A 12,569-nucleotide genomic window follows, 5' to 3' on the forward strand; every position below is an offset into this window, starting at 1 on the left:
CGGGTTTTCAAATGAACGTTGTCGCAAAGACCGAGACCGGGCGCGCGCTGGGCGATGCATTCGCCGTCGCGCGCGACCGTCTGCCGGGCAAGGGCAAGATCGCCGATCAGCGCCGCCAGGCGTTCGAGGCCTATGAGCGCTCGGGCCTGCCGCATCGCCGGATCGAGGATTGGAAATACACCGATTTGCGCGCGCTGATGCGCGAGGTGCTGCCGCTGGCACCTGCGCCGGATGCAGCGGCGCTGGGGCGCGCTGCTGCCGCCGCCAAGCTGCGGGCGATCGACGGCGTACGCCGCCTGGTGCTGGTCGATGGCGCGTTTGCGCCCCATCTGTCCGATCTCGGCAGCCTCGAGAAGGGGCTCGGCATCCGCTCGCTGCGCGAGGTGCTCGACGCCGGCGACGGCGCGCTCTCGGCGCAGGCCTTTGCCACTGACGTCTCCAATCCGATGATCGCGCTGAACGGCGCGATGGCGACCGATGGCGTCGTCATCGAGATCGCCGACGGCACGGTGCTGGCGCAGCCGCTGCACATCGTCCATGTCGCATCGGGTACGGCGCCGGCCTCGATCTTCACGCGCTCGCTGCTGCGGCTCGGCCGCGATACCAATGTCACGCTGGTGGAGAGCTATCTCGCCGGCGAGGGCGCCAAGGCCTATCAGGCGCATGACGCGCTGATCGTCGCGATCGGCGACAATGCGCGGTTCGATCACGTGCGCCTGGTCGAAGACAGCATCGATGCCTTCAACATTTCCTCGGCGACGATTTCGCTCGGCGCGCACGCCCACCTGAACACGTTCGGCCTGACCTCGGGCGGTCATGTCAGCCGCTATCAGCTGACGGTAGCCTGCGCCGGCGAGGGCTCGAAGGTCGAGACCAACGGCGTCAATCTGATCAACGGCACGCAGCACGCCGACACCACGCTGTTCATGGACCACGCGGTGCCGCATTGCGCCAGCCGCGAGATATTCCGTGCCGTCGTCGACGACCGTGCCCATAGCGTGTTCCAGGGCCGTATCATCGTGCGTCCGGACGCCCAGAAGACCGACGCCAAGATGATGACCCGCGCGCTGCTGCTGTCCGACGACGCGGAAGCCGATAACAAGCCGGAGCTCGAGATTTTCGCCGACGACGTCACCTGCGGTCACGGTGCGACCACCGGTGCGCTCGACGAGAGCCTGTTGTTCTACATGCGCGCCCGCGGGCTGCCCGAGAAGGAAGCGCAGGCGCTGCTGATCCAGGCCTTCGTCGGCGAGGCGATCGAGAGCATCGCCAGCGACGCGTTGCGCGAGGTCGCAATTGCCACCGCGCAGCGCTGGCTGGAAGCGAGGGCGTGAGCATGCACAAGGCGGTCGCCAACGGTTCTTACGACGTCGCGCTGGTGCGGCAGGATTTCCCGGCGCTCGCCATGCAGATTTACGGCAAGCCGCTGGTCTATCTCGACAACGCGGCCTCGGCGCAGAAGCCGAATGCGGTGCTCGACCGCATGACCGAGGCCTACAAGAGCGAATACGCCAACGTGCATCGCGGCCTGCATTACCTCGCCAATGCCGCGACCGAGGCCTATGAGGGCGCCCGCGGCAAGGTCGCGCAGTTCATCAACGCGCGCCGCAATGAGGAGATCATCTTCACCCGCAACGTCACCGAGGCGATCAATTTGGTGGCCTCGTCCTGGGGCGGAGAGAAAATCAAGGAGGGCGACGAGATCGTCCTCTCGATCATGGAGCACCACTCCAACATCGTGCCGTGGCACTTCCTCAGGGAGCGTCAGGGTGCCGTGATCAAATGGGCGCCGGTCGACGACGAAGGCAACTTCCTGATCGAGGAGTTCGAGAAGCTCCTCACCCCGCGCACCAAGATCGTCGCCATCACCCAGATGTCGAATGCGCTCGGCACGCTGGTTCCGGTCAAGGAGGTGGTGCGGCTCGCCCATGCCCGCAGCATTCCGGTGCTGGTCGACGGCGCGCAGGGCGCGGTGCATCTGCCGATCGACGTCCAGGACCTCGATTGCGATTTCTACGCCTTCACCGGCCACAAGGTATACGGGCCGACCGGCATCGGCGCGCTCTACGCCAAGCACGATCTCCTGGTGGCGATGCGGCCGTTCAACGGCGGTGGCGAGATGATCCGTGAAGTGGCCAAGGACTGGGTCACCTATGGCGATCCGCCGCACAAGTTCGAGGCCGGGACGCCGCCGATCGTCGAGGCGATCGGGCTCGGCGCCGCGATCGACTACGTCAATTCGATCGGCAAGGAGCGGATCGCCGCGCATGAGCACGAGCTGCTCACCTATGCGCAGGAGCGCCTGCGCGAGATCAACTCGCTGCGCGTGATCGGCTCGGCCCGCAACAAGGGCCCGGTGATCTCGTTCGAGATGAAGGGCGCGCATCCCCACGATGTCGCGACCGTGATCGACCGCCAGGGCATCGCGGTGCGCGCCGGGACCCATTGCGTGATGCCGCTTTTAGAGCGGTTCAACGTCACGGCCACCTGCCGCGCATCCTTCGGGATGTATAATACAAGGGAAGAAGTCGACCATCTGGCGCAGGCGCTGATCAAGGCGCGGGAATTGTTCGCATGACCGATACAGCCGAAGTCAAGACGGCCACCATGGAAACCACCTCGGCACTGCCGGCGGAGGAGACCGAGCGCATGAGCGGCGAGATCGTCGCGGCGCTGAAGACGGTGTTCGACCCGGAAATCCCGGCCGACATCTACGAGCTCGGCCTGATCTACAAGGTCGATCTCAAGGATGATCGCTCGGTCGACATCCTGATGACCCTGACCACGCCGAACTGCCCGGCCGCCGGCGAACTGCCGACCATGGTCGAGAACGCGGTCGCCAGCGTTCCCGGCGTCGGCGTCGTCAACGTCAATCTGGTTTGGGATCCGGCCTGGACGCCTGACCGGATGTCGGACGAGGCGCGCCTCGTCCTCAATATGTGGTGATGCGTTAGGGGAATAGACTTAGGCTCAAGAAGACCGGCAATTGATTTGCCGCTGGGACTGACCACATGAGTGACATGACGCAAGTTTCACCAACCCCAGCCAAGCCGAAGCGGCCGCGCCCGCAGGTCATGAAGCTGACCGATGCCGCGGCGGAACGGATTTCCGAGCTGACCAAGCGCTCCGATTCGGAGATTGTCGGCCTGCGCGTCGGCATCAAGAATGGCGGCTGCGCCGGACAGTCCTACACCGTCGAATACGCCCACGAGATCCGCCCGACCGACGAAGTGGTCGAGGACAAGGGCGTCAAGATCCTGGTCGATCCGAAGGCCGTGCTGTTCCTGCTCGGCACCGAGATGGACTATGTGGCCGACAAGATGCAGGCCCAGTTCGTGTTCAACAACCCGAACCAGGTTTCCGCCTGCGGCTGCGGCGAATCGGTGCAGCTCAAGCCGGCCACGGTCTAGAAGATCACGGGAGCGCCGGTCGCTGCGGCGCGCCCACCAATTCCATCCGGCGTCATTGCGAGGAGCGATAGCGACGAAGCAATCCATTGGCCCGCATACCCGGTTGGATGGATTGCTTCGCGGAGCCTGTCATCGGGCCCGCGTTCGCGCGACCCGTCGGCTCGCAATAACGTGGATGGAGACGCGCTCATCCCCTGAGCGCGCAAAGCGGGGCGATGGGCACATGGACCGCGAATTCCTGAGCGACCTGTTCGCCGATTTCGGCCCGGTCACGCTGCGCCGGATGTTTTCCGGCTACGGCATTTCGGCTGACGGTATCAACTTCGCGCTCGCGCTGCGCGCCGGGCTCTACTTCCGCGCCGACGAGGAGACCATCCCGCAATTCGAGGCGGAAGGCTGCGGACCATTCCAGTACCAGACGCGCGCCAAGACGGTGACGGTGAACTCGTACTGGCAACTGCCGGCGCGCTTGTTCGATGATTCCGAGGAGCTCGCGGTCTGGGCGCGCTCGGCGCTCGGCGCCGCCCAGCGCGCCGCGCTGCGCAAGCGGCCACGTGCGAGCAAGGTGAAGGCGCCGGTGAAGAAGGCTGCTGCAAAGAAAACTGGCGCCAAGAAAGCTGCGGTGAAGAAGTCTGCTGCGAAGCCGCGTTCCACTCAGAAGAAACGCGTCAAGTGGAAAAGGTCTTCATCCTGAAAGGAGGCCTTATCCACGTCATTGCGAGGAGCGATAGCGACGAAGCAATCCATGGAGCCGCATATGCGGTTGCATGGATTGCTTCGCTTCGCTCGCAATGACGACGGCGGAAGTTAAGCGAAGATCACGCCACGCGCGTTTGCGTCTCGGCGCTGAATTCCGGATCGGCTTCGCAGATCACGCGGTTGCGGCCGGCGCGCTTGGCGGCGTAGAGGCAGGCATCGGCGCGCTCGATCAGCGAATCCGTGTCGTCGGCCGGTTTCAGCATGGAGACGCCGACCGAGATCGTGACGCGGCCGAGGATCTCGCCGGTCGACTTCTTCTTCAGCTCCTTGGCCATCACGGCCCGGCGGATATGGTCGGCGACCGTCAGCGCCTGGCGCAGCGCGGTGTTGGGCAGCACGACAGCGAATTCCTCGCCGCCGTAGCGCGCCGTGATGTCCTGGCCCTTGATGGTCTGCTTCAGCGACTGCGCCACCAGCCGCAGCACCTGATCGCCGGTGAGATGGCCGTAGGAATCGTTGAACGACTTGAAGTGGTCGATGTCGAACATCAGGAGCGACAGCGGCTCGCCGCTGGCCAGCGCGGCCTGCACCGCCATGTCCATCGAGCGGTCGAAGTATTTCCGGTTGCCGAGGCCGGTGAGCGGATCGGTCAGGCTCTCGGCGCGGATCGCCTCGAGGCTGTGTTGCAGCTCGTTGATCTCGGACTTGGACAGTGCGAGCCGGTTCTCCAGCGCCTGATTGGTCTCGCGCATCTCACGGGTCGATTTGGTGAGCCCCTCGACGATGGTCCTGATCTGGTCGCGGGTCGTCGCGGTCGAGAGGCGGTCGCTGGCGCCGACGAGGCTGGCGTCGTAGGTCGCGGACACACCGAGCGCATCGGTGATCAGCTCCATGACGGCATCGATCTCGCCGATGACGCGGGCGCGACCTTGTCGATGCGGTCGGAGGTCTTGATGTGCGAAAGATAGGTTTCGTAGATCTGCTCGAGATCGGATTCAGAGAGCTTGCCGCTGCGCGCCAGCGTCTCGTTGATGACCTTGTTGAGCGGCGCGTTGTACCCGGTCGCGTAGACGTACCAGATCTCATAGTTGCGGGGGACGGCGGTCTGGCGGAGCGAGCGGATCTGACCAAGGGCGACTTCGGCAAAAGCAACGTACGTTCGTGTTCGTCCAGCAGTTTGACCATTGTTACGTCCTCAATGCACCAATGCCGGTCCTGCCCAGCGGCAATGACTAAATTATTGGGGCGAGGGTACGGGACGAGAGTGAAGGCAAGGTAAACAGTAGAACTACGGGATGGCGGCCGCGACTATCGTTCAATGCGCCTGACGCCGTCGCGTTCGCGCGCGGCTTCGGAAGGTTTTCGCTAGCGCGTCAACGCGATGCGAAAACGGTGCGCATTTGTTTCAAACGCGGGAGATCAGCTTGTGCGGCGACGGCCGGCGGCAACATCAACTGTCCGGAGTACCGCCGCTGGCGCGGCGGCACCAGAGCAAGCCTTAGGCGCGAGCGCGCACCGGTCGCAGCAAGAAGGCGGGCAGGTGCGAATGGTCGGCGGGCTCGTGGTCGACCTCGCGCTGCGGCCGCCGCGGCTCGGCACGTCCGATCGACGGCACGTGCGAGGGGGCTGCCTGGGGCGAAGAGCCGCGGCCGTGGCGCGGCTCGCGCTCCGGCTTGGCTGCACGCTCCTGGCGGGGCTCCTGGTCGTGACGCGGCTCGCGTTCGCCGTGACGCGCTTCGCGCTCACGGCGCGGCTTGCGGCCGCCACGGGCGCCATCGCGCGAACCTTCGCGGCTACGCGAGCGGCGGGGCGCGGCGTCCTCATCGGAGGCCTCGTTGTGAACGGTGAAGTCGCCCTCAGCGCGCGGGATCGGCTGGCCGATCAGCTTCTCGATCGCAGTCATCGACTTGCTGTCGAGCGAGGTGACGATGGAGATCGCGGTACCGGTCCGTCCGGCGCGGCCGGTACGGCCAATGCGGTGGACGTAATCATCGGGGTGGTGCGGCACGTCGAAATTGAAGACGTGGCTCACCGCGGGAATGTCGAGACCTCGGGCGGCGACGTCGGAGGCGACGAGCAGTGGAATTTCGCCCTTGCGGAATTGATCGAGGGCCGCGGTGCGGGCGGACTGATCCATGTCGCCGTGCAGGGCGCCGACACTGAAGCCGTGCTTCTGGAGTGACTTGTGAAGGACGGCGACTTCGCGCTTGCGATTGCAGAAGATAATCGCGTTGTTGAGATCCTTGGCGTCGCGCAGCAGGCGGCGGAGGATCTCGCGCTTGTCATGCGCTTCGCGACCGGCGGGGACCTGCAATTGCGTCACGGTGACGGCGGTGGTTGCGGGTTTGGAGACTTCGATCCGCGCAGGATTGTGCAGGAAGGCCTCGGTGATGCGGCTGATCTCCGGAGGCATCGTCGCGGTGAAGAACAGGGTCTGCCGCGTGAAGGGGACGAGCTTGCAGATGCGTTCGATGTCGGGAATGAAACCCATGTCGAGCATGCGGTCGGCTTCGTCGATCACCAGCAGCTCGACGCCGGTGAGCAGCAATCCGCCGCGTTCAGTGTGGTCGAGCAGGCGGCCGGGCGTTGCGATCAGGACGTCGACGCCGCGCATCAGCTTGGAGTCCTGGTCGCCGAACGAGACGCCGCCGATCAGGAGCGCCACGTTCAATTTCTGACCGGCGCCGTATTTGTCGAACTGCTCCTTCACCTGCGCGGCAAGCTCGCGGGTGGGCTCGAGGATCAGGGTGCGCGGCATCCGTGCCCGGGCGCGGCCTTTCTCGAGGAGGGTGAGCATCGGGAGAACGAAGGCAGCGGTCTTGCCGGTGCCGGTCTGGGCAATGCCGAGGACGTCGCGCCGGGCGAGAACGTGCGGGATTGCCTGTTCCTGGATGGGGGTGGGGGTGGTGTAACCGGTGGCCGCAACTGCGGCGAGGACCTTATCGGACAGGCCTAGATTGGAAAAAGACATTGAGCCTCTGGTCGAAACCGCCGTTCGGCATCGCAGGTATAAGGCTGTCGCGTTCGGCCCCGAAACGGCTCGCTTTTCTATAAAGCTCGGGGGCTCTGACTAACGCTGACGGACGGCAAACCTGACGAATCGCGTTTCGATCCGAGGGCCGCGTTGCCCGCAACATAGGGGCGAACCCGGTAAAGTCAATCTTGGAACCGGGCGGATAGCCGAAAAAGCTTAACGTTTTCGCCAAAATAACCGTCATTTCCGTCATTTGGCGGTCAAATGAATCACCGCTTCCAGATCCGATGGCGAGGCCGCGGCGGGGCCCGCGTCGCCTTTGCAGGGGAGGCACGTTGCCGAAATATCGAAAACAACCCCATGCAAAGGAGTGGCGGTGGCCGGCGTTCGACCAGGCCAGTTGACACGTCGGGCAACTCACGGATACATTTCTAATATTCAGAAATCACGCAGACGCACGCTCGCCGCAGGGTGCATTACCAGGCATAGCGGACCACGCCCTTGCCGGCGTAGGAGCGGGTCACGTTGGAGAATTCGCCCTCAAAGCTTGCGAGCGCCGACCAGCCATTTGCCCATTTCAGCTCGGCGGAGGCGGTGGTGAGGGCGGAGTCGGAGGCCTGCGCCGCGCCGCTCACGACGAAGCTCGCGCCAGGCAGGGTCTTGAATGTCGCGGCGATGCTGCGGTCGGGGTTGAAATCATGCGCCCAGGCAGCCCGGCCGCGCAGCGTCAGCACCGCATCCGACAGCGCGAAGGATTTGTCGGCGCGCAGGCCGAGCTCGCTGCGGCTGTCGGTGACGCTCTTCGCATTGTAAGCGAGCGCAAAGGTGTTGGCGCCGACGATGGCCTGCTCGGCGTAGCCCGGAAGCTGGAACGTCGTGAACTGGCCGGCGGCGTAGGGCGTCAGACCAATGCTGCCGATCCACGGTGCGACGAGACGGTAGCCGCCTTCAGCGCGGCCCGACCAGGCATTGGCCTTGAACTCGGCGCGCAGCCGATCGACGCTCCCGACCGTCACGGTGCGGTCTGACGTGACGTCCTGCCAGCCATAGGCCAGCGCACCGGCAAGGTACGCCGCGCCGACATTGTGCCTGATGAAGGCGCCGGCCTGGAACAGGTCGGAGCGGCTGCCTCCGCTGTTGGCGACGCTGAAATTGGTGCCGCCGCCGGCGAGCGCGAAGCCGGCGATGGTGTTCGGCGAAATGCGATAGTCGGCGCCGATGGCGGTGCCGAACACCTGGCTGGTGGTGTTGTTCGAGCCGAGCGCTGTGTTGCCGTCGGTGGATTGCGAGCCGCCGTAAGCCGCGGCCCACACGCTCCAGCGCGGATCATAGGCTTGGGCAACCGGCGCCTTGCGATAGATCGCGGCGGTGGCGTCGCTGGTCGGATGCTTTGCCGCATAGGCCAGGGAATCGTCGTCGGCGTAAACCGCTGACCCGGCCGGCATCGCGGTCGCGCCGCGGCCGTCGATGAAGGGATCGAGCATCGTGCCCATGAACTGGTTCATCGCGTTGAACGTGGTCTGCTGCGAACCGGCCGCGCTCTCGCCGGAGAGCTGGGTCAGGCCGTTCAGGAGATTGTCGCCCGACAGGTTGAAGATCGCGCTGAAGGCGTTGGAGAGATTGCCGCCGCCGAGCAGGCTGTTGTCGATCGCGCCTGCGACGCTCCTGTGGTTGCCGCCGGCGTTGGCCGGCAGGATCGGCGAGAGCAGGCCGGGATCGACCGACAGCAGCACGTCGTTGCCGACATAGCTCAACACCGGATTGCGCGCGAGGTTGTTGGCGAGCAACAGGCTTGCCGAGCCGAAGGTACCGCTCAGCGTTCCCGCATTGACGATCGTGTAGGTGGTCTTCCTGGTGATCCGTTCGAGCGGCTGCACAATGACGTTGCCGGCAATGTTGGCCGCGCCGGTCACGATCGCCTTGTCGCTGATCGTGTTGGTGACCTGCACCAGATAGGTCGCCGCCGCCGTCATGGTCAGGCTCGCCATTGTGATTGTCCCCGGCGAATTGCCGGGCGACAGCGTGCCGCTGATGATGGTGTTGCCGATGCTGCCGTTGCCGCCGAGCGTGCCGTTCAGGCCGACGGTGACGCTGGCATTCGGCATCGCGCCGTTGAGGATGAACATGCTGTCGACGTTGACGGACCCGGCAAAGTTCGAGTTGCCGGTGAAGCTCCAGTTCGAGCCGGCAAGAACCCCGAAAGTGGAAAAGCCGCTGCCGAGTTTCGACAGGTCGAAACTCGACGCGGTTGTGCCGCCGAACTGCACGATGCTGGTCCCGCTGCCGACGATGTTGCCGTTGAACACGGCGCCGGACTGGACTTGCAGCACATCGTTGGTGCCGCCGAACTGGACCGCGGTGCCGCCGGTGCCGGTGATGATGCCGTTGGCGATCAGCGTGGTGGTGCCGCCCGACGTCACGATGCCGGTGGTGCCGGTGACTGATGTCCCGGTCGTGATGAAGATGTTGCCCGGTGTCGAGCGCGATGCGGCGATGCCGATGCCGGTGCTCTGCACGCCGGCCAGCGCGTCGATCCTGATGTCGCCGAGACCGTCGCGCCGCGCGAAGATACCATAGCTTCCGGCGGCCGTGCCGCTCGCAATCACGTTGCCCTCAGCGCGCAGCGCCAGCGTTGCGGAATTGTCGGCGCCATTGACGATGACGCCGCTGATGCCGATCGCCGCCGCGCTTGCCGAGGAGGCGCTCACGGTCCCCTTGGTGTCGAGATCGATGCCGCCGAGCCCCGCGGTCAGGGCAGCGAATCTGGTGCTGCCACGGCTCAGCGTGATGCCGGTCGCGGCGCCGTCCGACGTCGCGCTCACATCGCCATTGGCGTGAACGGTGAGCGTGCCGGTGTTGATGTTGCTCGGAGCGAAGCTGCTTCCTGAGGCCGTGATTCCCGTGGCCGATACTGCCAGTGCCGATTGCGGTGGCCGTCACGGCGCCGTCGGCGGTCAACTGGACCGTGCTCAGATTGTTTTGCACCACGCTGATGCCGACGACTTTCGACGCAGTGTCGCTGATCGATGTTGCCGTCACGGTGCCGTGCAGGTTGAAGTCGACCGGGACCACGCCGGAGGCCGACAGGGACGCTCCGGTCACATTTGCGACGTAGCCGGACCTTGTCATGCCGGTGACCGTGATCGATCCGTTGGCACTCAGTGTCGCCGATCCGTTGCTGGATGTACTGCCCAGCGCGGCCGCGAGGCCGACGACGGTGCCACCGGCCGAAGCGGAGGTCGAAGCCCTGGTGTCGAAGGTTCCGGAAAGATCGCCGTTGAAGGTCGCGGTGTTGGTGCCGCTGGCGGCAGAGAAAGCTACGGACGCCAGGGCACCGTAGTAGGCCGTATCGGGGCCGCTTCCCCTGGCAATATTGCCGTCCACGACAAGGCTGTTGTTAGCGCCACCGCCGGCGGACACGGAAAGCGTCCCGCCCGTGATGCCGTGCGTTTGGACCGTCGTGGTGCCAGTGCCGTAGTTTTGCAAGCTCACGGAGCCGTTGACATCCTGATTGAGCTTCACCGTGAACGCACTGGTGTTGACCGAATTGTTGCCCTCGACGTTTATGTTGCCCGAGACGCTCGCATTGGTGGTGAGGTCGACTGTACCGACGCCGCCGTTCTGGAGATAGATGCCGCCGGTGATCGCGCCGTTGGTGGTGACGGAAAGATTGCGCGCAGTATGGAGGCTCTGTCCCATCCGGGCGAAGATCGCGCTGCCGCGTATGGCCGCTGTGCCGGTGACTGCGTCTGTCGCGATCGTGACGTCGGATTGGCTGCCGTCGGTCAGAACGTAGATTCCCAGACCCGCCACGATCTGGCTTCCAACCGTGTTGATGTTGACGCTGGCATTCGGTCCGCTGCCCACGGCCTGGATGCCGGTGCCGCCCCTGATCGTGCCGGCGCTCTGCGTAATGGAGGTCAGACCGTTGCCGATCCCGGCCGTGATCGCGTACCCGTCGGCGGTGACGTCGGCCGATCCCGTGTAGGTGATCGTGCCGAGGGCGGAGAGCCCGATGCCGTTGTACGGCTGGAATGCCGTGATGCCGGCGGGGTCGTTGTGATTGAAAGTGAGGTTGCCGCTGCTGCTCGCCGTGGCGCCGCGGGTCGTGATCCCGGCGCCGGCGTTGATGTTGACCGTGAGATCACCATTGAAGCCCGTGTTGAGCCCGCCGTCAGACGGGTGGGCGGCGTCGCAGAGCACGTTGGCGGTGCCGACACCCGTGCAGTAGACCGCAGCCTCTGCCGTGGAGCTCAGCGCGATCAACGACGCCGAGCCGAGCAGCGCGCCGCGCCACATCGTCAGCCTGCCGCCGATGCCGATCATGACCTTGCCCCCAAGCCCGGATGTATCTGTGTGTTTCTGGCGTAACGGTCGTGCGCTGTCTTCTCAGTGCGCGCATCCCGTCGATCCAAAGCGCGCCTGCCGCGAAAATACAGTCAGGTGTGGCCGTATGGCCTCATCGGGCTGCCGTCGCGGCTGGAGCATGATGAGTTTTGGTCGAATCGGCTTGGCGCGGTCGGGGTTCACCTCTCCCCGCCGGGGAGAGGTCGGATTGCGAAGCAATCCGGGTGAGGGCACTTGCTCTCTCGATAGACCGTAGCCCCTCACCCGATTTGCTGCGCAAATCGACCTCTCCCAAGGGAGAGGTGAACCTTCGGCGCCGATCCAGCTCACCCCAATCTCATCGCGCTTTAGGGCCCCGCGGCGCGGTACTCGCCGGGCGTCAGGCCTTCGGATGCGCTGAAGATCCGGTAGAACGTCGCCAGGCTGCCGAACCCGCAGGTGAGGGCGACGTCGGCGATCGGCCGCGGCGGCTTTTCGCACAGCAGCCTGCGGCTTTCGCTCAGGCGCTGGGCGGTGACGGTCTGCGAGAAGCTCGCCCCGGTCGCTTCGAACAGGACGTGCAGGTAGCGGATCGAGACGCCGAGCATCTCGGCGACCATCCCCGGCGACAGCGCCGGCTTCGCGAGGTGGCGCGCGATCAGACGGCGCGCGAGGCTGAGCCGGCCGACGCGCAGCGCCTGTTGCGCGCGGCGGCTGCCCGGCCTGATCGCGCCGCGCTCGATCAGCGCAAGGTCGGCGATGATCTTGACCAGCACAGGAATGCTCGCGGTGTCACCGGCCTCCGTCGCCTCCTTGAAGTCGGCAAGGCAGGCGTCGAGCAGCGGTGCCCAGCCGCGATTGCTGGTCGTCGGAGCGCCCTGGCGGGCGAACTCGATCGCTGCGGCCTGGTCCAAGGCATCGCCGGCACGCGTGTGCGGGCTGTCCTCAAGCTTTGTGCGCATCGTGCATGACCTCTCGCTCTGCGTCAGAGCGCGCCTCGCCGATAACGAAATTGGCAGTGCCGGGTCCGGGCGAAGCGCCAGCGCGGTTCTGGCGAAATCGACGGAAATTATCTTCTCAATGCGCGCAGGCTGATCACATCGGTCCAGAGAATGCCGCATCGCGCGACGGTCGGCAGGATCGTCCGTTTGCCCCATGTC

The 12,569-nt window shown here is 65.2% G+C and carries 8 protein-coding genes and 1 pseudogene; 5 read left to right on the forward strand and 4 right to left on the reverse strand.

Translation table 11 applies throughout. From position 1 onward, the window contains the following. The first annotated feature begins 11 nt into the window (after positions 1-11). From sufD to AKN84_RS08260, 5 genes are all read left to right on the forward strand, one after another. A complete protein-coding gene (gene sufD / locus AKN84_RS08240; protein WP_050420251.1) occupies positions 12-1,334 on the forward strand; it encodes a Fe-S cluster assembly protein SufD in 1,323 nt (440 codons plus the stop codon). Beyond that, the gene (locus AKN84_RS08245) at positions 1,331-2,578 is read left to right on the forward strand and encodes a cysteine desulfurase (protein WP_128970542.1); all 1,248 of its coding nucleotides are present in this window, start codon (positions 1,331-1,333) and stop codon (positions 2,576-2,578) included. Before sufD ends, AKN84_RS08245 begins: the two co-directional genes overlap by 4 nt. After that, positions 2,575-2,946, forward strand: a complete 372-nt coding sequence (locus AKN84_RS08250; RefSeq protein ID WP_021081118.1) for an SUF system Fe-S cluster assembly protein — start codon at positions 2,575-2,577, stop codon at positions 2,944-2,946. The genes AKN84_RS08245 and AKN84_RS08250 overlap by 4 nt, the downstream gene beginning before the upstream one ends. Before the next feature lie 74 nt (positions 2,947-3,020). Further along, on the forward strand, positions 3,021-3,410 hold the full coding sequence (locus AKN84_RS08255; protein ID WP_050420252.1) for a HesB/IscA family protein: 390 nt from the start codon (positions 3,021-3,023) through the stop codon (positions 3,408-3,410). Positions 3,411-3,633: 223 nt separating this feature from the next. Next, positions 3,634-4,104, forward strand: a complete 471-nt coding sequence (locus AKN84_RS08260; protein ID WP_050420253.1) for a TfoX/Sxy family protein — start codon at positions 3,634-3,636, stop codon at positions 4,102-4,104. A 124-nt stretch (positions 4,105-4,228) separates the two neighbouring features. Here the strand turns inward: AKN84_RS08260 and AKN84_RS08265 are convergent. The 4 genes and pseudogenes from AKN84_RS08265 to AKN84_RS48810 all read right to left on the reverse strand — a co-directional run bounded on the left by AKN84_RS08265 (position 4,229) and on the right by AKN84_RS48810 (position 12,371). Further along, positions 4,229-5,294 (reverse strand): annotated as a pseudogene (locus AKN84_RS08265) (GGDEF domain-containing protein). Between the two features lie 313 nt (positions 5,295-5,607). Further along, positions 5,608-7,080 carry a DEAD/DEAH box helicase gene (locus AKN84_RS08270; protein ID WP_050420254.1) on the reverse strand — a complete coding sequence of 491 codons (1,473 nt, stop codon included), beginning with the start codon at positions 7,078-7,080 and terminating at the stop codon, positions 5,608-5,610. 479 nt (positions 7,081-7,559) lie between these two features. After that, positions 7,560-9,905 carry an autotransporter outer membrane beta-barrel domain-containing protein gene (locus AKN84_RS50305; RefSeq protein WP_050420255.1) on the reverse strand — a complete coding sequence of 782 codons (2,346 nt, stop codon included), beginning with the start codon at positions 9,903-9,905 and terminating at the stop codon, positions 7,560-7,562. A gap of 1,872 nt (positions 9,906-11,777) precedes the next feature. After that, positions 11,778-12,371, reverse strand: coding sequence for a helix-turn-helix domain-containing protein (locus AKN84_RS48810; RefSeq protein WP_050420256.1), 594 nt, complete (start codon positions 12,369-12,371; stop codon positions 11,778-11,780). Between the last annotated feature and the right edge of the window lie 198 nt (positions 12,372-12,569).

The organism is Bradyrhizobium tropiciagri (genome assembly GCF_001189845.1).
GTDB classification, from domain to species: Bacteria; Pseudomonadota; Alphaproteobacteria; order Rhizobiales; family Xanthobacteraceae; genus Bradyrhizobium; species Bradyrhizobium tropiciagri.